This window comes from Bacillus sp. VA13 (genome assembly GCF_055710085.1).
The window spans coordinates 102977-126539 of sequence record NZ_JBVQPP010000006.1 but is presented as its reverse complement, the minus strand read 5'-3'; the positions used below and the strand labels follow the sequence as shown (position 1 = coordinate 126539).

Genomic DNA, 23563 nt, shown 5'->3' with positions numbered 1-23563 from the left:
TCTCCCTACTGTTTCCTCGCTTCGAATTTCAATAAATATAAAAAATAAGGCGCGCCGATCACGGCAGTCAATATTCCGGCCGGTATTTCAACCGGAGGCATGACGCCGCGCCCTAACGTATCTGCAATTAATAATATAATAGCACCAATCAATGCTGATGCAGGCAGTAAATATTTAGCTTTTTCTCCGGTAAGCCGTCTGGCGATATGCGGAGCAAGCAAGCCAATAAAACCGATTGAGCCGACGACGGCTACACAGCTTCCCGCCAGTGCAACCGCGGTGAAAATCAGGATGAATCTCAGCCGGTTTGCGTTTTCGCCGAGACCCTGCGCAAGCTCATCACCGAGTGACATAAGATCCAGCTTCGGTATGAGAATGCAGACGATCGGAAAAAGAACCAAAAGCCATGGTGCAAGCAGCTTGACTTCTTCCCAGTTTCTTCCCCATAGGCTCCCTGTCAGCCAAATGAGTGCAGCATTCACGTCGCCCGGAAACTTGACCATCATATATTGCATCCCGGCGTGGCAAACCGCGCCTAAGGCAATGCCTGATAAAGCCAATGAAGAGGGCTGAATGCTTTTTTTGCGGGCTATCATTAATAATAGTACAGCAATAATGGCTGCTCCGGCAAATGCAGAGAACGGAAGCACGTACACCGGCGATTCAGGAAAGATCAGAATGACAGCCATCGCCGCAAGTCCGGACCCTTTTGAAATGCCGACAACGTCCGGGGAAGCGAGCGGGTTGCGGATGACACCCTGCAAAATCGCTCCGGCCGCGGCAAGCCCGGCACCGGCCAAAATCGCTAATATAATCCGTGGAAGGCGGTATTGCTGGATGATGAATTCAAAGGAATGATCCAGTCCCAACAAGTTCGTCACTACCGCATCCGGTGAAATGTATAATGCACCGAAGCCGATGCTGATGACGGACAGAACGATCAGAATCACGGCCAATATGAGTATCGCCAGCAAGGGGCGTTTTTGTTTTCTGGTTGTTTTCTTCATTTCAGATTTCGCCCTTTCCTTGCCAAATATAAGAAGAACGGTGTTCCGATAATCGCGGTGACGATGCCGACCGGTGATTCATAAGGAAATGCAATCCACCTGGCCAGAACATCTGCGTACACCAGCAATATGGCACCGAGCAGCGCCGAAAACGGAAGCACGTATTGATAATGTTCTCCGATCAGCTTGCGGACAATATGTGGAACGAGCAGTCCGACAAAGCCGATCGGCCCGGCGACAGCTACGGAAGCACCGGATAGAATTAAAATGATAAAGCTGATCAGAATCCGGATGCTGTTCATATTTTGCCCAAGCCCTTTTGCTGTTTCGTCTCCGAGACCAAGTACAGAAACAGAACCGGAAAACACGAGGGCAAGCCCGATGCCGATGACAGAAAACGGAGCGATGGTCATGACGTCCTGCCAATTGCTTCCGTCAATCGCGCCTGTCATCCAGTACAGAACATCCTCTCCCGACTCATTTAAAATAATGATGGCCTGTGTCATGGAGGAGAGGAACAGATGCACCGCCATTCCCGACAATGCCAGCTTGACAGGTGTCATTCCGCCGGATGAGGCAATCATATACACAATCGCGCCGCCTGCAGCCGCACCCGCAAAAGCGAATACAACGGAAGAATAGGGCGATGCCGGCAGAATGACGAGAGAAGCAACGACAAAAAGCGATGCACCCGCATTCACACCGAAAATTTGAGGTGAAGCCAGAGGGTTTCTGGTCATGGCCTGCATCAGCGCCCCTGCTACGGCCAGGCTGGCGCCGACGAAAACGCCGATCAATGTGCGGGGAAGGCGAAGAGTAGAGATGATGAGCTGTTCCTTTGAACCATCCCATACAAAAAGATATTTCAATGAATCTATGATCCCGATGTCTGAGGCTCCTACTGAAAGATTCAGCCCAAGCCCGAATATCAAAATGATCAGTGCGATGATGAACATCATCAGTCTTGATGATGAGCGCCGTTTGGGTGAATGATACAACAGTCTCACTTCCTTACTGCGTCTGGTTGCAAAAACGAAGAAGCAAGGATATCCCCTCGCTTCTCATTTGTCCTATTTATTATACACTTTTTTAAGCACGTCTTTGGCGCTTGTTTCACTAGACTTGATGCCTCTGAATCTTGTCCAAGTGTCACGGTCCGCATCATAGACTTGTCCGTTTTTCACCGCTTTGAGATTTTTCCAGAGCGGGTTCTTTTTCCACTCATCTACAATTGTCTTGCCTTCGTTGGCTGAGATGAACAAAATATCAGGATCGATTTTGCTCAATTGCTCGAGGCTGACCTCTTGATAGGCGTTATCTGACTTCACAGCGTGTGTAAAGCCAAGCATTTTAAAGATTTCTCCGTCATAAGATGATGACGTATGAAGCTGGAAGGAATCTGCTCTTGCAACTCCGAGAACGATGTTGCGGTTTTCGTCTTTCGGGAGTTCCCCTTTTAGATCGTTGATGACTTTTTTGTGCTCGGCAAGCTTTTCTTTACCTTCATCTTCTTTATTTAATGCTTTAGCAATGGTTGTAAAGCTGTCGATCGTTTCGTCATATGTCGCTTCCCGGCTCTTTAATTCTATCGTCGGGGCGATTTGTTTCAGCTGTTTATAAATGTTTTTATGGCGCTCAGCGTCAGCGATAATTAAATCAGGCTTCAAGGAACTGATGACCTCAAGATTTGGTTCGCTGCGTGTGCCTACAGATGTATAATCAATGGAGCTGCCGACAAGCTTTTTAATCATATCTTTTTTGTTGTCATCGGCGATGCCCACCGGCGTAATGCCAAGATTGTGAACGGCATCCAAGAATGAAAGCTCAAGCACTACCACCCGCTTAGGTGTGCCGCTTACTGTTGTTTTTCCTTCTTCGTCATGGATCACTCTGGAATCCTTAGACTTGCTTTCGCTGCTCCCGCTGTTATTCTGGCTGGATGAACAGCCGGATACAATGAAGCAGGCGATTAATAAAACACTCATGATGGCAATCAACTTGTTAGAATAGGTGCGCATGTCATTCTTCCTTTTTTTAGATTTAGTAATGAGAATCATTATCACATGTAAACACTATAATAGCATGGCTCATCATGTCAATATTTTTTTAGTAAAGAAAGCTTCGGTTTTACTGCTTTCTCATGAAAGCATCATCAGACACAAATAAATGGTATACAGCATTGCCGTGTCTGCGGGATAAAAATGCATTGGCATTGGTTTTAGAGGTTTCGAGCATTTCAGCGTTGACATATGGAAGGAGAGCGCCGAGATAGCCGGACAATTTCTTTTCTATTTCTTCTGCGAGTGCGAATTCAATGTCGCCGATATTCATAATAATCGAGAAAACAAAGTCGATATCGATATGAAAATGTTCCTCAGCAAAGACCGCAAGCTCGTGAATTCCGGGTGAACAGCCGGATCGCTGATGAAAAATCTGTTTGACTAAATCACTCACAACCCATGCATTATATTGCTGTTCTGGTGAAAAATATTGCATTAGACATACCTCCTGCTTGTACGGATAAAGTGCAATTCATGATCGTTTGCTCCGCGCAGCGGTTTCTCTTTGATTTTGACTTTTCTGAAAATAGTTCCGTTCCTACCACTTTACCATGGGCCGAAAATAAATGGCTACTACCATTCTTCCTGTTTTTCTATTCAATGTTCTGGAATCTGTTTCGTCCATAGGTGATCGGGTATGAAAGAAATATAGTAATCATGAAGGAGGAATGTCGGAATGAAACCAGTTGTAAAAGAGTATACAAACGACGAACAGCTCATGAAGGATGTAGAAGAATTACAGCAAATGGGTGTTGCGAAAGAAGATGTATACGTCTTAGCTCACGACGATGACAGAACGGAACGGCTGGCAGACAACACGAACGCCAACACGATCGGAGCCAAAGAAACGGGTATTAAGCATGCGGTAGGAAACGTGTTTAATAAAAAAGGAGACGAGCTCCGCAATAAAATTCATGAAATCGGTTTTTCTGAGGATGAAGCCGCTCAATTCGAAAAACGTTTAGATGAAGGGAAAGTGCTTCTCTTTGTGACCGATAATGAAAAAGTGAAATCCTGGGCGTAATGCAGGGAAAAAACCCAAAAGGCCAACTTCGGCTTTTTGGGTTTTTTTGCGGTCTTTGCGGTGTAGTTTTGCAGAATGCCGCAATAAGATAGCGGAACATTTTCGGTTTTGGATGTCCCTCAATTTGCTATCATATCTTTGTGAGAAATTGGAATATAATCTCACAAAATAGAAAATGGGGGTTCATAGTGAATGAAAAAAGTGATGTTAGCCACGGCTCTGCTGTTAGGGTTGACTCCAGCTGGCGCGAACGCGGCGGATTTAGGCCATCAGACATTAGGATCAAATGATGGCTGGGGCGCGTACTCGACCGGTACAACAGGCGGATCAAAAGCGTCGTCCTCGAATGTGTATACCGTCAGCAACAGAAACCAGCTTGTCTCGGCATTAGGCAAGGACACCAACACAACGCCAAAAATTATTTATATTAAGGGAACGATTGACATGAACGTCGATGACAATCTGAAGCCGCTTGGTTTAAATGATTATAAAGATCCAGAGTACGATTTGGACAAATATTTGAAAGCCTATGATCCTAGCACATGGGGCAAAAAGGAGCCGTCGGGGACACTAGAAGAGGCGAGAGCACGCTCTCAGAAAAATCAAAAAGCACGAGTCATGGTGGATATTCCTGCAAACACGACGATCGTCGGTTCAGGGACAAATGCCAAAATCGTGGGCGGAAACTTCCAGATCAAGAGTGATAATGTCATCATCCGCAACATCGAATTCCAGGATGCTTATGATTATTTTCCGCAATGGGATCCGACTGACGGCAGCTCAGGAAACTGGAACTCACAATACGACAACATCACGATAAACGGCGGCACGCATATATGGATTGACCACTGTACATTTAATGACGGCTCACGTCCGGACAGCACATCGCCAAAGTATTTCGGCAGAAAATATCAGCACCATGACGGCCAAACCGATGTCTCTAACGGCGCTAACTATATCACGATGTCTTACAACTATTATCACGATCATGATAAAAGCTCCATTTTCGGATCAAGCGACAGCAAAACATCTGATGAGGGCAAATTAAAAATTACGCTTCACCATAACCACTACAAAAATATCGTCCAGCGCGCACCGAGAGTCCGCTTCGGACAGGTTCACGTATACAATAACTATTATGAAGGCAGCACAAGCTCCTCAGATTATGCCTTCAGCTATGCGTGGGGAATCGGAAAATCATCTAAAATCTACGCTCAAAACAATGTCATTGACGTACCGGGACTGCCAGCTGCTAAAACGATCAGCGTATTCAGCGGGGGAACGGCTTTATATGACTCAGGTACACTTCTAAATGGCACGCAGATCAGCGCATCGGCTGCAAACGGGCTGAGTTCTTCTGTCGGCTGGACACCGTCACTGCACGGCACAATCGATGCTTCCGCGAATGTAAAATCGAATGTTATATCTCAAGCGGGTGCGGGTAAACTAAATTAAGAATGTAAAAACACAAAGGGCTGCTCACCTTTGTGTTTTTTAATTAATTAAAATGTTTATTAACTTAGTTAAGGAGTAGAATGGGAAAGGGGATCGGAAAACAAGTATATAGGAGGAGACCTATTTATGGCTTCAGAAAAAGACGCAGGAAAACAGTCAGCAGTAAAGCTTGTTCCATTGCTAATTACTGTCGCTGTGGGACTAATCATTTGGTTTATTCCCGCTCCGTCCGGACTTGAACCTAAAGCTTGGCATTTGTTTGCGATCTTTGTCGCGACAATTATCGGCTTTATCTCCAAGCCCTTGCCAATGGGTGCAATTGCAATTTTTGCATTGGCGGTTACTGCACTAACTGGAACACTTTCAATTGAGGATACATTAAGCGGATTCGGGAATAAGACCATCTGGCTTATCGTTATCGCATTCTTTATTTCCCGGGGATTTATCAAAACCGGGCTCGGTGCGAGAATTTCGTATGTATTCGTTCAGAAATTCGGGAAAAAAACCCTTGGACTTTCTTATTCACTGCTGTTCAGTGATTTAATACTTTCACCTGCCATTCCAAGTAATACGGCGCGTGCAGGAGGCATTATATTTCCTATCATCAGATCATTATCCGAAACATTCGGATCAAGCCCGGCAAATGGAACAGAGAGAAAAATCGGCGCATTCTTATTAAAAACCGGTTTTCAGGGGAATCTGATTACATCTGCTATGTTCTTAACGGCGATGGCGGCGAACCCGCTGATTGCCAAGCTGGCCCATGATGTCGCAGGGGTGGACTTAACATGGACAAGCTGGGCAATTGCCGCGATTGTACCGGGACTTGTAAGCTTAATCATCACACCGCTTGTGATTTACAAGCTGTATCCGCCGGAAATTAAAGAAACACCGGATGCGGCGAAAATCGCAACAGAAAAACTGAAAGAAATGGGACCGTTCAAAAAATCAGAGCTTTCCATGGTTATCGTTTTTCTTTTGGTGCTTGTGCTGTGGATTTTTGGCGGCAGCTTCAACATCGACGCAACCACAACCGCATTGATCGGTTTGGCCGTTCTATTATTATCACAGGTTCTGACTTGGGATGATATTAAGAAAGAACAGGGCGCTTGGGATACGCTCACTTGGTTTGCGGCGCTTGTCATGCTGGCCAACTTCCTGAATGAGCTAGGCATGGTGTCTTGGTTCAGTAATGCCATGAAATCTTCTGTATCAGGATTCTCTTGGATCGTGGCATTCTTAATCTTAATTGTTGTGTATTTCTATTCACACTACTTCTTTGCAAGCGCGACAGCCCACATCAGCGCGATGTATTCAGCATTTTTGGCTGTGATCGTGGCAGCTGGCGCACCGCCGCTTTTAGCAGCGCTGAGCCTCGCATTCTTCAGCAACCTGTTCGGGTCAACGACTCACTACGGTGCTGGAGCGGCTCCAGTTTTCTTCGGAGCAGGCTACGTTCCGCAAAGCAAATGGTGGTCCATCGGATTTATCCTGTCGATCGTCCATATTGTCGTATGGCTTGTCATCGGCGGATTATGGTGGAAAGTACTAGGAATATGGTAGAAAGAAAAAGGCAGACACGGTCTGCCTTTTTTATTTTAAAGCAATTCCCTTATCTTCATTCAACTAATCTGCAAAACATATTTCCTCCTATTGTTTACTTTCAAAGATATGGATTTTGAAAAATGAGAAAATTCCCTATGAAAAATGGTATGATCTAGGTAGAAAGGACGGCTGGTGCTGTGGTGAAAAAGCGGTTCCATTTTTCCCTGCAAACAAAAATAATGGGGCTGATTGCGGCTCTGCTGGTTTTTGTCATTGGTGTGCTGACTATTACGTTAGCCGTTCAGCATACACAGGAACAACGGAGACAGGCAGAGCAGCTGGCGGTTCAGACGGCGAGAACCATATCTTATATGCCGCCGGCTAAAGAGCTCATTGAGAGAAAAGGCGGACATGCGGCTGAGAAGCAAGAGGTCATTGAACGAATGATAGAACAGACTGGCGCGTATGCCATTTATGTGTTGGACGAAAAAGGAGACATTCGGAGCGCCTCGGGTAAAAGCGGCCAAAAGAAACTGGAGCGCAGCAGAGAAATTTTGTTTGGCGGCTCGCATGTTTCTGAAACAAAAGCGGATGGACGAAGAGTCATTAGGGGGAGCGCGCCGATTATTAAAGAGCAGAACGGATACAGCCAAGTGATCGGCAGCGTGTCTGTTGATTTTCTGCAAACCGAGACAGAGCAAAGCATCAAAAAGCATCTGAGAAACTTGAGTGTGATCGCTGTGCTTGTGCTGCTGCTCGGATTTGCCGGTGCCGCCGCACTGGCGAAAAGCATCAGGAAGGATACGCTTGGCCTTGAGCCGCATGAGATCGCGGCTCTTTATCGAGAGAGGAATGCAATGCTTTTCGCAATTCGAGAAGGGATCATTGCCACCAATCGTGAAGGCGTCGTCACCATGATGAACGTATCGGCGGCCGAGATGCTAAAGCTTCCCGAGCCTGTGATCAATCTCCCTATTGATGATGTTATGCCGGGAGCCAAGCTGAAGAGTGTGCTTGAGCAAGGAGAAATGCTGCCGAACCAAGAGGTAAACGTCAATGATCAAACTTTTATTATCAATACGAAAGTGATGACTCAAGGCGGGCAGGCGTATGGGATTGTCGTAAGCTTTCGGGAGAAAACAGAGCTGAAAAAGCTGATCGATAAACTGACAGAGGTTCGCAAATATTCAGAGGATCTCAGGGCGCAGACCCATGAATTTTCAAATAAGCTTTACGCGATCTTAGGGCTGCTTGAGCTTGGTGAGTATGATGAAGCCATTGATCTGATTAAAGAGGAATACGCGATACAAAATGAGCAGCATGATATTTTATTCCATAACATCCATTCGCAGCAGGTGCAGGCGATTTTGTTAGGAAAAATAAGCAAAGCATCGGAAAAGAAGGTCAAGCTGTCTATTGATGAGAACAGCTCGCTCGCGCCTCTTCCTTCACATATCGGCTTGTCTCATCTCATTACGATTATCGGCAACTTAATTGATAACGCTTTCGAAGCTGTAGCGGATCAAAGCGTGAGGGAGGTATTGTTTTTCATCACGGATATGGGCCGTGATATTGTCATCGAAGTATCAGACACAGGGCCTGGTGTACCGCTTGATAAGACAGAAGCTGTGTTTGAAAGAGGTTATTCCTCAAAGGGGATGAAGAGAGGCTACGGTCTGGCCAATGTGAAAGACTCAGTGCGTGAACTGGGCGGCTGGATCGAACTGGCGAATCAAAAAACTGGCGGTGCGGTATTCACTGTGTTTATACCGAAGGAGAAATAAAGGGGGAATCCATATGATTCACATCGCGATTGCGGAGGATGATTTTCGGGTTGCGCAAATCCATGAGAGATTGATTGAACAGCTTGATGGATTCAAGATTATCGGCAAGGCGGCCAATGCCAAAGAAACGTTGGCGCTTTTGGAGAAACAAAAGGCTGATTTGCTTTTGCTGGATATTTATATGCCGGACGAGCTTGGGACCACATTGATTCCTGAGATAAGAAGCCGATTTCCTGAAGTGGATATTATGATCATCACAGCGGCTACAGAAACCCGTCATTTGCAGGAAGCGCTCAGGGCAGGGATTGCCCACTATTTGATCAAACCCGTAACGGCTGACAAGTTCAGACAGGTGCTGCTTCAGTATAAAGAAAAAAGGAAGCTGCTTTTGTCTCAGCCAGAGGTCAGCCAATCCATGATTGATCATATTTTCGGGAACAGTGTGAAGGCATCTTTGCCGGCAGAGGATTTGCCGACAGGCATTAATTCGATTACACTGCGAAAAATTAAGGAAGCGCTTCGAACTGCATCAGAAGGATTGACAGCGGAAGAGCTTGGAGAAAAAATGGGAGCGTCACGAACGACTGCCCGCCGCTATGCCGAGTACCTTGTGGCAAAGGATGAAGCAAGAGCCGAGCTTGAATACGGGATTATCGGCAGGCCGGAGAGAAAATATTATTTGGCGGCGGACTAGATATGAAAAAATGTATGATTCTATTGATTGCTTTATTGGTCTTTATGCAGGGGGACATCAGGCAGGCGGCTGCGCCGCGCCTGCCTGACGGGCCGATTGAAATTGTCGTCCCCGCTGAACCTTCTGGCGGCTGGGATGTCACAGCGCAGGCGATCCAAGCCGTTTTGAGGAAGAAGCAGATCGTGAAGGATGAGGTTCATATCGTCTATAAACCCGGCGGCGGGGGAGATAAAGGCTGGAAATATGTCAACGAAAGCAGCAAACAGACCATCAGCATGACGTCCAGTTTAATACTGAGCAATGATCTTCTTGGGCAAAGCAAATTAAAAATTGACGATTTTACTCCGCTCGCCATTCTCTCCAAGGAATGGCAGACGGTTGCATTGCCAAAAGGATCGGCGTTAACTAACGGCAAGGATTTGCTGAATGAAATTAAGATGCATCCCGGCAAGGTGAAAATCGGCTTTGCCCCGGGCCTCGGCAATGATGATCAGCTCTCGTTCGTCAGAGCGGCAGATATGTACGGCATTGACTCTTTTGACATTCAATTTTTGCAGTATGACAGCAGTGAACAGCTCATTCAGGCGCTGATCAGACATGAGATAGAAGCGGCTTCAATGACACTTTCTGAAGCGAAACCATATGAGCGGCACGGCGATATCACGTTAGCTGCTGTAACGTCTGATAAAAGACTTCCCGGTTTTCCTGATGTACCAACGTGGAAAGAGCAGGGGATTCCGTTTGTTTTTTCACATTGGAGAGGGGTTTTGGGTCCGAAAAACATGTCGGAGGAAGAGATTTCTTTCTGGGATCAAGCGCTAAAGAAGGTCACATCCTCGCCTGAATGGAAGCGGAAAATAAATGAACTGGACTGGGAAAGCTTTTATTTGAACAGCAGGGAAACGAAACGGTTTCTTGACCAGCAATCCGCTTTTTACCAAAGCATTATGACAGGGAATTAAGATCCCGGCATTCCGGGATCTTTTTGATGTGCCCAAAAATGATCAAAAAGAACAAAACGGTTATAAAAAATTAAAAATACATAAAAACCAAATTATTTACTTGCGAGTGGTTTTCCCATACGATGGCAAAAAGGCAAGGGGAAGTAAGGGAGAAAAAATGTAAGCGGATTCATTTAAGGGGGAATGGATGTGTTAGCAATTTTAGGCTTTCTCATGATGCTCGTGTTTATGGCATTGATCATGACAAAACGGCTTTCTGTTTTGACAGCATTAGTTTTGACGCCGATTGTGTTTGCACTTATCGCCGGATTTGGATTTACTGAAGTTGGGGACATGATGATTTCGGGGATTCAGCAAGTCGCGCCGACTGCGGTCATGATTATGTTTGCGATCTTATATTTTGGAATTATGATTGATACAGGGCTGTTTGATCCGATGGTTGGCAAAATTTTAAGCATGGTCAAAGGCGACCCGTTAAAAATTGTGATCGGGACAGCGGTTCTTACGATGCTCGTCGCCTTGGACGGAGACGGTTCGACAACGTATATGATTACGACAAGTGCCATGCTTCCGCTCTATTTGCTGCTTGGCATCCGGCCGATTATCCTGGCGGGAATCGCGGGAGTCGGCATGGGAATCATGAACACGATTCCGTGGGGTGGCGCGACGCCACGGGCGGCGAGCGCGCTGGGGGTTGATCCAGCCGAGCTTACAGGGCCGATGATTCCTGTCATTGCAAGCGGAATGCTTTGTATGGTGGCGGTTGCGTATGTGCTTGGAAAAGCGGAACGAAAGCGCCTTGGTGTGATTGAACTGAAACAGCCGGCCAATGCCAATGAACCGGCGGCTGCGGTTGAAGATGAGTGGAAGCGGCCGAAGCTTTGGTGGTTTAATTTATTGTTAACGCTTTCTTTAATAGGATGTTTGGTATCGGGTAAAGTCAGTTTAACCGTACTGTTTGTCATTGCGTTTTGTATTGCACTGATTGTGAATTATCCAAACCTTGAGCATCAGAGACAGCGCATCGCAGCACACTCCAGCAACGTGCTGGCCATCGGCTCCATGATTTTTGCTGCGGGGGTATTTACGGGGATTTTGACAGGCACCAAAATGGTTGATGAAATGGCGATTTCGCTTGTGTCTATGATTCCTGAACAAATGGGCGGGTTGATCCCGGCGATTGTGGCCTTAACAAGCGGCATTTTCACATTCCTGATGCCGAATGACGCGTATTTCTACGGGGTGCTGCCGATTTTATCAGAAACGGCTGTCGCATACGGTGTGGATAAAGTGGAAATTGCCAGAGCCTCTATTATCGGCCAGCCGATTCATATGCTGAGCCCGCTTGTGCCGTCCACTCATTTACTTGTCGGACTTGTCGGAGTTTCTATTGACGATCATCAAAAATTCGCCTTGAAATGGGCGGTTCTCGCAGTGATCGTCATGACGGCTATCGCTCTATTGATCGGTGCGATCTCTATTTCCGTATGATAATTCAGGCGTAATGACACACACTAACGGCATACAACATACCGGAGGTGTCATCATGAGTGATCCTTATATGCCGATGACTTCAGTCAGAAGCGGAACGGGGTTCGAAGCGGCAAAAGGGGTGCACGGCCTGACCGTGCAAATTGCGAATGTCTATTTTATTCAGCTACCTTCTGAACCTCGCTCATTTGTTTTAATTGATGCCGGCATGCCTCAATCAGCCGGCATGATTGTAAATGAAGCCAAACAAAGATTCGGCGATGATTTTCAGCTGAAGGCGATTATCCTCACACACGGGCACTTTGATCATATCGGGGCGATAGAAGAAATCCTTGAGCATTGGGATGTTCCTGTTTATGTCCATTCTCGGGAAATGCCTTATGTAACAGGTAAAGAGGATTATCCTCCGGCTCGTCCTGACAGTAAGAGCGGGCTGGTCGCCAAACTGTCGCCGCTGTTTCCGCGGCACTCCATCGATATTTCCTCACATGTGCAGGCACTGCCGGAAGACGGCTCTGTACCGTTTCTTGACGAGTGGATGTGGATTGCGACTCCCGGACACACACCCGGCCATATTTCGTTATTCCGCGAGGACGGGCGCGTGCTTGTGGCAGGTGATGCAGTCATTACAGTGGAACAGGAGAAAATGGCAGACGTCTTGATTCAAAAACAGGAGCTTCATGGGCCGCCGGCTTATTTCACGCCTGACACAGAGACTGCTGCCGAATCCATTCAGAAGCTTGCCGGCCTTGAACCGGAAGCACTGCTGACGGGGCATGGCATACCGATGACCGGCAAAAACTTTCGCAGTGACTTAATTGAATTGGCAAATCGTTTATCGTCTCTTTGACACCCGCAGAAACACGGGTGTTTTTTATTGTTTTCCAAGAAGATACAGAAAAATCATTTGTCTTCCGGCTTAAAAACGATACAATGAAAAGCATGAATGTGATTTGAAGGGGAGAGTTTGTTGGAAGGAAAAGAAATACTCTGGAACGAAGCGAAAGCGTTTATTGCCGCATGCTATCAGGAATTGGGAAAGGAGGAGGAAGTGAAAGACCGTCTCGATAGCATTAAAAATGAAATTGACCGGACCGGAAGCTATGTACATACGAAGGAAGAAATCGAGCACGGGGCGAAAATGGCTTGGAGAAACAGCAACCGCTGCATCGGCAGATTGTTCTGGAATTCGCTGACTGTCATCGACAGACGTGACGTCCGGACGAAGGAGGATGTGCGGGACGCCCTCTTTCATCACATAGAAACCGCCACCAATAACGGGAAAATCAGGCCGAGCATTACGATTTTCCCTCCGGAAGAGAAGGGTGAAAAGCAAGTCGAAATCTGGAATCATCAGCTGATCCGGTACGCTGGATATGAATCAGACGGGGAAAGAATCGGTGACCCGGCTTCCCGTTCCCTGACCGCAGCCTGTGAGCAGCTTGGCTGGCGCGGAGAGCGAACCGATTTTGACCTGCTGCCGCTCATTTTTCGCATGAAAGGCGACGAACAGCCGGTCTGGTATGAGCTGCCGCGTTCACTTGTAATCGAGGTTCCAATCACACATCCTGAAATCGAAGCGTTTTCTGATCTGGAGCTGAAATGGTACGGCGTGCCGATTATTTCTGATATGAAGCTTGAGGTCGGGGGCATTCATTATAATGCTGCGCCGTTTAATGGCTGGTATATGGGCACGGAGATCGGAGCAAGAAATCTGGCAGATGAAAAGCGGTATGACAAGCTCAAAAAAGTGGCGTCCGTTATCGGCATTTCTACTGATTACAATACGGATTTATGGAAGGATCAAGCGCTTGTTGAATTGAATAAAGCTGTACTGCACTCGTATAAAAAGCAAGGTGTCAGCATCGTTGACCATCATACGGCCGCAAGCCAGTTTAAACGGTTTGAAGAACAGGAGGAAGAAGCGGGCAGAAAGCTGACGGGGGACTGGACGTGGCTGATTCCGCCGATTTCACCCGCTGCCACGCATATCTTCCACCGTTCCTATGACAACTCAATCGTTAAGCCGAATTACTTTTATCAGGATAAGCCTTACGAGTAAACAACGGAAAATCGATGATGGCCTTCAAGGCTGCGGGATTCTGTGACAGAGACGTCGGTAACCTTAGAGAAAGGGCTGCCTTTCTTTACAGCCTCAAGAAATGATTGTAAGGCGTTTTCCGGGCCTTCTGCCAAAATCTCGACACGTCCGTCATCACGGTTTTTGACCCAGCCGGCCAGTTTTCGCTTATCGGCTTCCATTTGAACAAAATAGCGAAAGCCCACACCTTGAACCCGGCCGCCTGCAACGATTCGGTATTGAAGCATGTAAAAACCACCTTTTCTTTTTATGATAATCAATCATTTTACAACCTGTAAAGGGGATGTGCTCGTATGAAGTCACTGCACTATCCAGTTCTTTCTCTTAATCTCGGAAAGCCGCAGACGCTTGAGTATGACGGCAAAAAAATCGAAACCGGCATTATGAAGCAGCCCGCTGATTCCGCTGTTATGCTGTATCGGGAAAACTTTGAAGGTGACGGACAGGCGGATCTCGTGAATCACGGCGGACCTGATAAGGCTGTCTGTGTCTACCCGGCCGAGCATTATCCGTTTTGGGAAGAGCTTCTCTCAAGACCGTTGCCAAGCGCCGCATTTGGTGAAAATCTGACGGTCGCGGGCCTGACTGAGGAGAACGTTTGCATCGGGGATGTGTTCAAGCTTGATGAAGCTGTTGTTCAGGTCAGCCAGCCGCGCCAGCCGTGTGTAAAGCTGGCGAAAAAGTTGGGCGTAAAGGAAATGGTTCTCAAGGTTCAGCAAACCGGCTATACCGGCTTTTATTTTCGCGTGCTGGAAGAGGGCAGGGTGGCTCCCGGCGCCAAACTGGAATTGCTATCCAAGGGTGAGAAAGACATATCAGTCCAATTCGCAAATCGCATCAACTACCATGATGCAAAAAATCTCGCCGCCATTGAACGGATTTTAAGTGAAGACACACTGTCGGAAAGCTGGAGAGCGTCCTTTATGAAAAAAAGGGACAGGCTGCTGCCTATTGAATAGAAAAAAGCCGCGCATATCAATGAGCGCGGCTTTACCATTCCTATGATCATTTTTTCTTTGTTTCAAGCAGGTTGGCAAGAAAATAGGTTTTATAGCTTTGAAGCTTTCTTCCTTCATGGTGCGTGATCCCCTGCTTTTTTAATTCTTCAACATACCAGCCTTTACTGCCGTAATGCATGTCAGAAAACTCCTTTCCCTATCTCTCCCAATGGAGAGGGTTTTACCAAGCGATTGGCATTGTAACATCTATGGAAAGATGCTGAAAAGAGATGCGGGAAAAACTGAGCCTTTCGCACTAGCTGTACGAATGTTCTTCTGTATGTATATGCCGAGTAAAAGCTGAATATGATTTAATGGCCGGTTAGTTTGATCATGACAACGCCGAATGTCATAATGCTGAAAACAATGCCGATATATGTGAGCATCCCGTTTTTTTTCTTCACGCCGTAAACTGTCATCATGATGCCTTCAATGAAAAAAATGATGCCAAAAATAATAAACCACATGCGGATAAAGGCTCCTTTCACAGACATAATAGTAGTGTAGCATATCTGGAAGAGCCGGGCTGTGACAATATCAAGAAAGCCGGGCAGCATATGCGCCCGGCTCGTATTTTTATTGCTTATCAACCAATTTGACCAGCAGTTGTGCCAAATGTTTTTTCTCATCTTCATCCGCAACGCCCCAAAGCTCTTGCAGCAGCATTTCTTCACTGTTGTGCGGCTCTTCATGCTTAGCGAGGTAGTCTCCCAGGATCGCGGCGCTTTTCACAAGCTTGCCGTCATCCAATCCCAGCTTTTTGCCTCGGTTCACTTGTTTACTCAAGTAGTCTTTAAATTCCTCAAAGTCTTTTAAAATTTCTTCTTTTGTTGCGCCATGCATTGCATTCATTTCGTTTTCAATTTGGATTTTTTCTTGATCTCTGTTCATTGCCATACCTCCTCCTGCGAATAGTGATGTTTTACCTGCAATTGGAGGAGGTTAAACCATCCGGCAGCCCGGAATGTGTTTTACAGTTTTGTCAGGATAATCGGTTCATCTTTTGTGATAACGATGGTGTGTTCAACTTGGGCAACCATGCTTTTATCCGGTGTCTTGAACGTCCAGCCGTCTCCAGCTTCAACAATCGTTTCCGCTTTCGTTGAAATAAACGGTTCAAGGGCGATGACTGTGCCGTTTTTGAAAAGCGCGTTATCAAACGGATCATAATAGTTCATGATGTGGTTCGGCGCTTCATGCAGGCTTCTGCCGATTCCGTGGCCAGTCAGGGTTTTGATGACGGTAAAGCCTTGAGAGCGTGCTTCATGATAAACGGCTCTTCCGATTTGGTTTTGGCGCTTTCCTGCTTTTGCCTGCTGCAGCCCTTTCTGAAAAGCGTCTTCCGCGCATTGGCAAAGCTTATGAAGGCGTTCTTCTCCTTCACCGAGCACAAATGAGATGCCTGTGTCGGAATAGAAGCCGCCAAATTCAGCGGAGATGTCAATGTTCACAAGATCTCCCGCTTTTAAAATTTTGGAAGTGCTTGGTATGCCGTGGGCCACTTCATCATTTACGCTGATGCATGTCACACCCGGAAAATCGTATTCTTTCTCAGGAGCTGATACGGCGCCATGCTCATCAAGCACCGCTTTTCCGATAAGGTCAAGGTCTTTTGTGCTCATGCCGGGCTCTGCCTTCCGTTTCATTTCTTCACGCGCCAGCGCGACGATTCTTCCGATTTTTTTCAGGCCTTCTAATTCTTGATCGTTTGTTACAATCATCTGTCATTCCCGCTTTCTTTTTAAATAATCTAGTTTAAGCTTACCACAACTGTCTTAAAAATAGGAAACACACGGACCTGGGAAAAAAGATATACCCTGGGAAAATTGGTATAGATCACTAGATATCCTATATGGTATATTTGAAAAAAAGGGGTATGAGGGGGATGGGTATGCTTTCATTTTTACAAAAACTCGGGAAGTCATTTATGCTCCCGATTGCGGTTCTGCCTGCAGTCGGGATTATCCTTGCGCTTGGCAGAGAGGATTTATTTAATATCCCGTTTGTCTATCAAGCGGGGACGGCGGTGTTTGATCATCTGCCGCTTATTTTCGCGATCGGAATTGCCATTGGTATTTCAAAGGACAGCAATGGGGCCGCGGGGTTGTCAGGAGCAATATCATATCTGATGCTTGACGCGGCGACAAAGACAATTGATAAAACAAACAACATGGCGGTATTTGGGGGAATCATTGCTGGTTTAATTGCCGGCTACACCTATAATCGCTTTAAGGATACAAAGCTGCCTGAATATCTTGGATTCTTCAGCGGCAGACGGCTTGTGCCGATTGTAACAGCCATTATTACGATCATTTTAGCAGGCATATTCGGAGTTGTCTGGCCGCCGATTCAATCGGGCATCAACGAGTTTGGAGAATGGATGCTTGGGCTCGGCGGCATCGGGGCTGGCATATTCGGCCTGTTCAACAGGCTGTTAATCCCGCTTGGCCTTCACCACGTGCTGAACAATATTTTCTGGTTCCAATTCGGAGAATATAACGGAGTGACAGGAGATCTGGCGCGCTTTTTCGCGAAAGATCCGACAGCAGGGACATATATGACCGGATTCTTCCCAATCATGATGTTCGGTCTTCCGGCGGCGTGTCTAGCTATGGTTGTGACTGCAAAGCCGTCAAAACGGAAAGCAACTGCGGGAATGATGATCGGGTTTGCCTTGACTGCGTTTATCACAGGGATTACGGAGCCGATTGAGTTTGCATTTATGTTTTTATCTCCGCTATTATACGCTGTTCATGCGGTCTTAACCGGGCTGTCTTTATTTATCGTCAACTGGCTCGGCATCCGCTCAGGCTTCTCTTTTTCAGCCGGAGCCATTGATTATGTGCTCAGCTACGGAATTGCAGAAAAACCGCTGCTGCTACTTCTGGTAGGTATATGCTATGCGGCTGTCTATTTTATCGTGTTTTATGTACTGATTAAGGCATTGAATTTAAAAACGCCGGGACGCGAAGACGATGATGTGGATGAAGTGCTGGATGAAAATACTGTTCAGGATGTCAATGAAAACATCATGCTGAAAGGGCTCGGCGGAAAAGAAAACCTTCAAACCATTGATCATTGCGCCACAAGACTGCGGCTGACTGTGAAGGATACCGCTTTAGTGGATGAAACGCTGCTAAAGAAAGCAGGCGCAAAAGGGGTCGTCAAATCAGGCGGGCAATCGGTTCAAGTGATCATTGGCCCGAATGTCGAATTTGCAGCGGAGGAATTGAGAGCTGCGGTAAAATAAAAAAAGCAGAGAGGCTAGCCTCTCTGCTTTTTCTTATTTATCTTCATCATCCGTTGACGTTTCGGAAGAATCTTCGTCATGTTTTGTGTAATCATAATCGGAAGGGTTCACCTTCGTAAAACCTTTCGGCTCATAGAACCGCAGCAGGTCTCCGTTTATGATTTTATCGGACATTTCAAGTTCCTTCTTGACGAGTGAGTCTTCTGACTTGTCGATTTCAGCTTCATCAAGCTCTTTTCCGGTTTTCGTATCGTAATACTTGCCGGATACTTTCGTGTACTTCGGTGAAATAAAGTCTCCGTTACGGAACGGAATCACTTCACGGTGTTCTTTAGATAAAATATCAGAACCGGACATTAGGTAGTCTTTCGTGTCCACTCCGAGCAAATGCAGAATGGTAGGAGCCACATCGACGTCTCCGGCATATTTATGAACTTGCTCGCCCTTCACGCCGGCAGCGTGGATAAAGAGCGGTACCCGTTGAAGCTGGGCGTTGTCATAATCAGTGATTTCATCTTTGCCAAGAACTTTAGCCATCGCTTTATTGTGATTTTCAGAGATGCCGTAATGGTCTCCGTACATCACAATAACCGATTTATCATATAACCCGTCTTTTTTCAGGTCATTGAAGAATTGTTCAATGGACTGATCAAGGTAATGGGCTGACTGGAAGTAGTTGTTGACGACAGAGTCACCAAAGTCTCCAGCCGGGAAGTCTGTATCACCCTCATCCATTCCGAATGGGAAGTGGTTAGATAGGGTAATGAACTTCGTATAGAACGGCTGCGGCAGGCTTTCTAACAGCGGCATTGATTCTTTAAAGAACGGTTTGTCTTTCATGCCGTAGTTTTTCGTGTTTTCTTCGTTCATGTCATAGTAGGCAGAATCGAAGAACTTATCGATGCCTTCCGCTTTGTACATTTCGTTACGGTTCCAGAACGTCTGCGTGTTTCCGTGGAACGCAGCAGATGTGTAATCCTTAGACTTCAGAATCGCTGGAACGGATTGGAGCGTGTTTTGCGCTTTGTTTACGAAAACTGAACCTTGAGCCAGCGGGTACAGAGAGTTTTCCATCATAAATTCCGCATCAGATGTTTTACCTTGTCCCGTTTGGTGGAAAAAGTTATCAAAGTAGAACGTTTCGTTATCGTGTGCCAGTTTATTTAAGAATGGTGTGACTTCTTTGCCGTCAATTTTATAGTCGATGATAAATGACTGCAGAGATTCAAGTGAAACGTAAATGACGTTTTTTCCTTCCGCTTTGCCGAAATACACGTTATTTGGCACGTCGTAATTGGCTTTCATGTAGTTTTCCACTTCCGTCACGTCGCTGGAATCGGCAAGCGCGCGCTGGCTGTTGGATTTGATATTCTGCACAGCGTCATAAATCGTAAAATTGTACGTGCCCAAGTATTTCACAAGATAGTTTCGGTCGAATGATCTTGTCAGCAATTCAGGTCTGTCTGATTCCGCAACTGCCAGGTTGATTAAGAACACAAGAATCGAAGATGCAAGAACGATTCGGAACGATTTTTTGCTGGACGTTTCGGCAGGCTTGTTCACTTTGATCGCCAAGATGATCAGAATGATCGTATCGATAAAGTAAAAGGCGTCAGTCGGTCTCATCAGCGAAAATGCGCTGTCACCGAGTTGGCCGCCGTTTGTTTTAGCCTGCATAATGACCGGAATTGTAATAAAATCATTGAAAAATCTGTAGTACACAATGTTTGCGTACAGTAAAAAAGACATTAAAAAATGAATCACTATAATGGCTGTCTGCTGTAATTTTTTCTTGAACAAGAGTCCAAAGCCAAGAAAGAACAAGCTTGAGCTTAAAGGATTCACAAAAAGCAATATTTTTTGTATCGTGTTGTCTATTCCTAAGTTGAAGTTCAGGACATAACCGACATACGTTTTGATCCATAACAGGACGACCGCAATTAAGAAGAAGGCCAGTCCTCTTTCTTTTATAAATGTTTTCATTGTTACACTCCTTTTTTCCGATCACAGTTCGAGCGAAACGATAGAAAAAACGAACGTATCCAATATAACACGAATCAGCAGATTAGAAAAGTGAAAATCGTCGGGTGGAGAAAGTGGCGAAAAACGCCGTCGAATCAACGTTTCGCTTGACATATTGCCAAATGTAAAATAAGGTTTCTTTCTAGAAATCCAGGAATAAAATGGTACTTAGGGAGGTGTATGATAAAATATAAGGAAATAAATGAAAAGAGGTGAATTGATGGATTTTTCCCATATTGTGTCTGAAGATAAAATTAAGCGTGCCATCAAAGACGGAGAATTTGAAAACCTTCCGGGAATGGGAAAACCGCTGCCAAAGGATGACGCGGCACACTTGCCGGAATCGCTTCGCATGAGCTACCGTATGTTAAAAAATGCGGGAATGGCAGAGGACGAGGGCGCGCTCAAAAAAGAGCTCATGACCATCGACCATTTAATCGCAAAATGCTATGACGAAAAAGAACGTGAGCAATTAATCAGAAAAAAAAACGAAAAGCAGATGCTGCTTGATAAGCTTGTTGAAAAAAAAGGCATGTTTTCAAAGCCAGCGTCCGCTTTTTATAAGAATAAAGTATATGACCGGCTTGGACGAAACAGACCTTCTTCCAGCTGATTTGTCTTGTCTGAAGGATGGCGATTGATACAGGCCATCCTCTTTGTGTTCCAGTGGTCTCTGTCTAAAAGGTTTATGTTTAACCGTCTGTGGGGAAATGACTCATAAACGAAAAAAGGGTGATGGGATGGAACAACTATTGGAATGGATAGAGCGTATATCTGATTGGCTGTGGGGTCCGCCGCTAATCATCTTGCTGACGGGGACGGGATTGTACTTCACCATTTTGCTGAAATGTTTTCAATTTCGCTACCCTTTATACATTTTGAAGCAGACGATCGGCAGTGTAGGAAAAAAGCCGAAAGGAGAGGGCACAGTCACTCCGCTCCAGGCATTGACGTCAGCCCTCAGCTCAACGATCGGTGCAGCGAACATTGTCGGGGTGCCTGCCGCTATTATGTTTGGCGGACCCGGAGCGGTTTTTTGGATGTGGCTTATAGCCTTATTTGCCATGGCGATTAAGTTTTCTGAAAGTGTGCTCGCTGTTCATTACAGAGAAAAAAATGAGCAGGGGGAATTTGTCGGGGGACCGATGTATTACATAACAAAAGGGCTGCACATGAAATGGCTCGGCGTATTTTTCTCTGTTGCGCTGATCGTGGAGCTGATTCCGAGCATTATTGTTCAGGGGAATTCGGTTTCAGTCTCTCTTGCCGAAACGTTTTCTTTCAATAAAATATATGCGGGAATCGGCATTGCGTTTTTGATCGGGTTAGTGGTAATAGGAGGGGTAAAGCGGATTGGAAAAGTAACAGAGTTTGTCGTGCCTCTTATGGCAGGGGCATACGTGGGAGCCGGTCTCCTGATTGTTCTGATGAATCTTTCATCAGTGCCGGCGTTTTTCTCTCTTATCTTTTCGAATGCGTTTACCTCTTCTTCAGCAGTTGGAGGATTCGCTGGTGCTGCCCTGGCTGAAACCGTTCGCTGGGGATTTGCCCGCGGTCTGTATTCTAATGAAGCCGGAATGGGAACAGCCCCGATTGCACATGCGGCGGCAAAGACTGATCACCCTGTAAGGCAAGGGTTCTGGTCTGTGATCGGAATTGTCATTGACACTTTAATCATCTGCACCACCACGGCTTTTATCGTCCTTTCATCCGGTGTCTGGACAGGGAAGAATGCCTCAAATGATCCGGCAGCACTGACGACGGCCGCATTTCAGCACTATTTTGGTTTTGGCGGAGGGTATTTCGTCTCGGTTTCTCTCGTTTTCTTTGTTGTATCGACCATTATGGTTGTCATTTTTTACGGCGTAAAGCAAGCTGAATTTCTGTTCGGGCGGCTGGCAGGACACGTGATCAAATTTGTTTATTTAGCGGCTATTATCATAGGTGCCGCAGGCGGAGCAAAAGCCATCTGGGGCATATTGGACTTAGCATTAGTTTTTATTGTTGTCCCGAATGTGATTGCGCTGCTGTTATTGAGCAGAAAGGTAAAAGCGCTATATACCGAATTTTTTACATCTGAACAGTATTACCTGAAAGATAGAGGGAAAACGAAACAGGACCCTGTTTATCAAACAAAAGAAGCCAAAAATTCTTAGCGTTTTGCTTTGGCGCCAAACATCGCTTTGCTTTTGATGATCAAATAGATGAATAAAGGCAGCAAAAAAGAAATTACCTTATTAATGATCGGCTTGATTCTATTAAAGTCGATCAGCTGATTTGTATTCAGGAAGAACCAAAAGCTGCATACAAGCGAAAACATGCCGGTTGGTGTATACATGGCTTTCAGGTTGATTTTTGAGTGTAAGAAGGAAAGCCCATATACCACAATATAAAGCGAACCGGCTATCTTCACCATAATGATCGGAATCCATAAGGGTGCGATGATCAGGTCTGAACGATCCAGGATACGACAATCACCATGGGGGCAGACGCAATTTTCCGCTTCAGCGGCTGTCCCAATGACAAGAGCGCCGAGAATGCTGACCGTCTGGCCAACGGTTTTCGGCAGGCGCATCCCTCTTCACGGAGAGCCTCAAAAGAAATTTCCATAATCAATGCTTCTATGATGGCGGGGAAAGGAATCAGCCGTGCTGAACATTATACCCTGAGGCTTTCAGTGAAGCCCTCTCTTGATCCTCTAATGGTTGATTCTGTTATCGGTTATTCAATGCTTCTTCTTTGACCGCCTTTTATTTTTAAAATCAGGCATTTTGAATGCCCGTCTGCAAATAAACCCGCGTTCCCCTCAATGATGGATGCAGCCACTTTGCTTACACTAGTTTCTGACGCAACGCTTGAAATCGATAATGTGTTTTGCAGCGACTCTTCATGTTCATCTATCTGATCCGTCAGATGCCTCAAGAAAGGACGGAGGGCGTGATCCTGAATATGTTCAGATTTTACAATTCCTTCGATATAAATAAATCCGCACAGCCCGTTTCCAAAATCAAATTGTCTAAATACGATGTTTAAGCAGCCTTCTGTTAATAAGGTCAGAGTATCGAGGTTTTCCTTTAAATCGGGAGAGATCGGTCTGTCCTGATGTTCTTCAAGCTCTTTGATGAGCTTAAGCGCTTTATCGCGTTTATCCTGCTTTTTCAATGTCTTAT

At 45.9% G+C, this 23563-nt stretch carries 23 protein-coding genes and 4 pseudogenes; 14 read left to right on the top strand and 13 right to left on the bottom strand.

The annotated features are described in order from the left end of the window. Window positions 1-5 precede the first annotated feature (5 nt). The 4 genes from yfmE to AC0C66_RS19790 all read right to left on the bottom strand — a co-directional run bounded on the left by yfmE (window position 6) and on the right by AC0C66_RS19790 (window position 3503). The gene (gene yfmE / locus AC0C66_RS19805; protein ID WP_088679821.1) at window positions 6-1007 is read right to left on the bottom strand and encodes a Fe(3+)-citrate ABC transporter permease YfmE; all 1002 of its coding nucleotides are present in this window, start codon (window positions 1005-1007) and stop codon (window positions 6-8) included. After that, a complete protein-coding gene (gene fecD / locus AC0C66_RS19800; RefSeq protein ID WP_461845947.1) occupies window positions 1004-2005 on the bottom strand; it encodes a Fe(3+) dicitrate ABC transporter permease FecD in 1002 nt (333 codons plus the stop codon). Before fecD ends, yfmE begins: the two co-directional genes overlap by 4 nt. Before the next feature lie 72 nt (window positions 2006-2077). Further along, window positions 2078-3025, bottom strand: a complete 948-nt coding sequence (yfmC, locus tag AC0C66_RS19795; RefSeq protein ID WP_088679820.1) for a Fe(3+)-citrate ABC transporter substrate-binding protein YfmC — start codon at window positions 3023-3025, stop codon at window positions 2078-2080. A gap of 109 nt (window positions 3026-3134) precedes the next feature. Continuing rightward, window positions 3135-3503, bottom strand: a complete 369-nt coding sequence (locus AC0C66_RS19790; RefSeq protein ID WP_014113014.1) for a YfmB family protein — start codon at window positions 3501-3503, stop codon at window positions 3135-3137. Between the two features lie 240 nt (window positions 3504-3743). Between AC0C66_RS19790 and AC0C66_RS19785 the strand changes: the two genes are divergently transcribed. The 9 genes from AC0C66_RS19785 (at window position 3744) to nosA (ending at window position 14084) form a co-directional block, all read left to right on the top strand. After that, window positions 3744-4091: a YflT domain-containing protein gene (locus AC0C66_RS19785; protein WP_003223026.1), complete on the top strand. Its 348-nt coding sequence runs from the start codon at window positions 3744-3746 to the stop codon at window positions 4089-4091. Between the two features lie 192 nt (window positions 4092-4283). Beyond that, window positions 4284-5546 (top strand): pectate lyase, encoded by a 1263-nt coding sequence (locus AC0C66_RS19780; RefSeq protein WP_088679819.1) that lies wholly within the window; start codon window positions 4284-4286, stop codon window positions 5544-5546. A gap of 126 nt (window positions 5547-5672) precedes the next feature. Then, a complete protein-coding gene (locus tag AC0C66_RS19775) occupies window positions 5673-7109 on the top strand; it encodes an anion permease (protein ID WP_014113016.1) in 1437 nt (478 codons plus the stop codon). Window positions 7110-7288: 179 nt separating this feature from the next. Further along, window positions 7289-8875: a sensor histidine kinase gene (locus AC0C66_RS19770; protein ID WP_088679818.1), complete on the top strand. Its 1587-nt coding sequence runs from the start codon at window positions 7289-7291 to the stop codon at window positions 8873-8875. Window positions 8876-8888: 13 nt separating this feature from the next. Next, window positions 8889-9569 carry a two-component response regulator CitT gene (gene citT, locus AC0C66_RS19765; RefSeq protein ID WP_072182775.1) on the top strand — a complete coding sequence of 227 codons (681 nt, stop codon included), beginning with the start codon at window positions 8889-8891 and terminating at the stop codon, window positions 9567-9569. Between the two features lie 2 nt (window positions 9570-9571). After that, a complete protein-coding gene (locus AC0C66_RS19760) occupies window positions 9572-10531 on the top strand; it encodes a tripartite tricarboxylate transporter substrate binding protein (protein ID WP_072565933.1) in 960 nt (319 codons plus the stop codon). 189 nt (window positions 10532-10720) lie between these two features. After that, entirely contained in the window at window positions 10721-12022 is a 1302-nt protein-coding gene (gene citM / locus AC0C66_RS19755) for a citrate transporter CitM (RefSeq protein WP_072182779.1), read from the top strand. A gap of 55 nt (window positions 12023-12077) precedes the next feature. After that, window positions 12078-12872: an MBL fold metallo-hydrolase gene (locus AC0C66_RS19750; RefSeq protein WP_088679817.1), complete on the top strand. Its 795-nt coding sequence runs from the start codon at window positions 12078-12080 to the stop codon at window positions 12870-12872. Window positions 12873-12992: 120 nt separating this feature from the next. Beyond that, window positions 12993-14084, top strand: coding sequence for a nitric oxide synthase (gene nosA, locus AC0C66_RS19745; RefSeq protein WP_088679816.1), 1092 nt, complete (start codon window positions 12993-12995; stop codon window positions 14082-14084). On the opposite strand, the gene AC0C66_RS19740 is transcribed toward nosA, so the two are convergent. Then, the gene (locus AC0C66_RS19740) at window positions 14075-14350 is read right to left on the bottom strand and encodes an acylphosphatase (protein ID WP_013307940.1); all 276 of its coding nucleotides are present in this window, start codon (window positions 14348-14350) and stop codon (window positions 14075-14077) included. The two genes, nosA and AC0C66_RS19740, sit on opposite strands and share 10 nt — an antisense overlap. A 66-nt stretch (window positions 14351-14416) precedes the next feature. On the opposite strand from AC0C66_RS19740, the gene AC0C66_RS19735 reads away from it, so the two are divergent. After that, complete coding sequence (locus AC0C66_RS19735; RefSeq protein ID WP_072182784.1) at window positions 14417-15082, top strand: MOSC domain-containing protein; 666 nt, start codon at window positions 14417-14419, stop codon at window positions 15080-15082. A 46-nt stretch (window positions 15083-15128) separates the two neighbouring features. Here the strand turns inward: AC0C66_RS19735 and AC0C66_RS19730 are convergent, their stop codons facing one another. The 4 genes from AC0C66_RS19730 to map form a co-directional block, all read right to left on the bottom strand. Then, window positions 15129-15260, bottom strand: a complete 132-nt coding sequence (locus AC0C66_RS19730; RefSeq protein ID WP_014113026.1) for a YflJ family protein — start codon at window positions 15258-15260, stop codon at window positions 15129-15131. A 172-nt stretch (window positions 15261-15432) separates the two neighbouring features. Then, the gene (locus AC0C66_RS19725; RefSeq protein ID WP_014113027.1) at window positions 15433-15588 is read right to left on the bottom strand and encodes a hypothetical protein; all 156 of its coding nucleotides are present in this window, start codon (window positions 15586-15588) and stop codon (window positions 15433-15435) included. 109 nt (window positions 15589-15697) lie between these two features. Further along, window positions 15698-16012, bottom strand: coding sequence for a DUF3243 domain-containing protein (locus AC0C66_RS19720; protein ID WP_014113028.1), 315 nt, complete (start codon window positions 16010-16012; stop codon window positions 15698-15700). Window positions 16013-16092: 80 nt separating this feature from the next. Further along, window positions 16093-16842 carry a type I methionyl aminopeptidase gene (map, locus tag AC0C66_RS19715; protein WP_003223067.1) on the bottom strand — a complete coding sequence of 250 codons (750 nt, stop codon included), beginning with the start codon at window positions 16840-16842 and terminating at the stop codon, window positions 16093-16095. A 170-nt stretch (window positions 16843-17012) separates the two neighbouring features. Here map and nagE point away from each other — a divergent pair, with 170 nt between their 5' ends. Further along, window positions 17013-18371: an N-acetylglucosamine-specific PTS transporter subunit IIBC gene (gene nagE, locus AC0C66_RS19710; RefSeq protein WP_072182786.1), complete on the top strand. Its 1359-nt coding sequence runs from the start codon at window positions 17013-17015 to the stop codon at window positions 18369-18371. A 33-nt stretch (window positions 18372-18404) separates the two neighbouring features. Here nagE and ltaS read toward each other — a convergent pair whose 3' ends face one another. After that, window positions 18405-20354 carry a lipoteichoic acid synthase gene (gene ltaS / locus AC0C66_RS19705; RefSeq protein WP_061187069.1) on the bottom strand — a complete coding sequence of 650 codons (1950 nt, stop codon included), beginning with the start codon at window positions 20352-20354 and terminating at the stop codon, window positions 18405-18407. Window positions 20355-20458: 104 nt separating this feature from the next. On the opposite strand from ltaS, the pseudogene AC0C66_RS19700 reads away from it, so the two are divergent. From AC0C66_RS19700 to AC0C66_RS19690, 3 genes and pseudogenes are all read left to right on the top strand, one after another. After that, a pseudogene (locus tag AC0C66_RS19700) lies at window positions 20459-20609 on the top strand (hypothetical protein). A gap of 4 nt (window positions 20610-20613) precedes the next feature. Beyond that, window positions 20614-21006 (top strand): DnaJ family domain-containing protein, encoded by a 393-nt coding sequence (locus AC0C66_RS19695; RefSeq protein ID WP_041520888.1) that lies wholly within the window; start codon window positions 20614-20616, stop codon window positions 21004-21006. 127 nt (window positions 21007-21133) lie between these two features. Then, complete coding sequence (locus AC0C66_RS19690; protein WP_472973684.1) at window positions 21134-22549, top strand: alanine/glycine:cation symporter family protein; 1416 nt, start codon at window positions 21134-21136, stop codon at window positions 22547-22549. Here the strand turns inward: AC0C66_RS19690 and AC0C66_RS19685 are convergent. The 3 pseudogenes from AC0C66_RS19685 to AC0C66_RS19675 form a co-directional block, all read right to left on the bottom strand. Beyond that, a pseudogene (locus tag AC0C66_RS19685) lies at window positions 22546-22938 on the bottom strand (hypothetical protein); the annotation flags it as partial. The gene AC0C66_RS19690 and the pseudogene AC0C66_RS19685 sit on opposite strands and share 4 nt — an antisense overlap. Next, a pseudogene (locus AC0C66_RS19680) lies at window positions 22917-23003 on the bottom strand (hypothetical protein); the annotation flags it as partial. The pseudogenes AC0C66_RS19680 and AC0C66_RS19685, both read right to left, overlap by 22 nt. A gap of 51 nt (window positions 23004-23054) precedes the next feature. Continuing rightward, window positions 23055-23555: pseudogene (locus AC0C66_RS19675) on the bottom strand (spore germination protein); the annotation flags it as partial. Window positions 23556-23563: the final 8 nt, after the last annotated feature.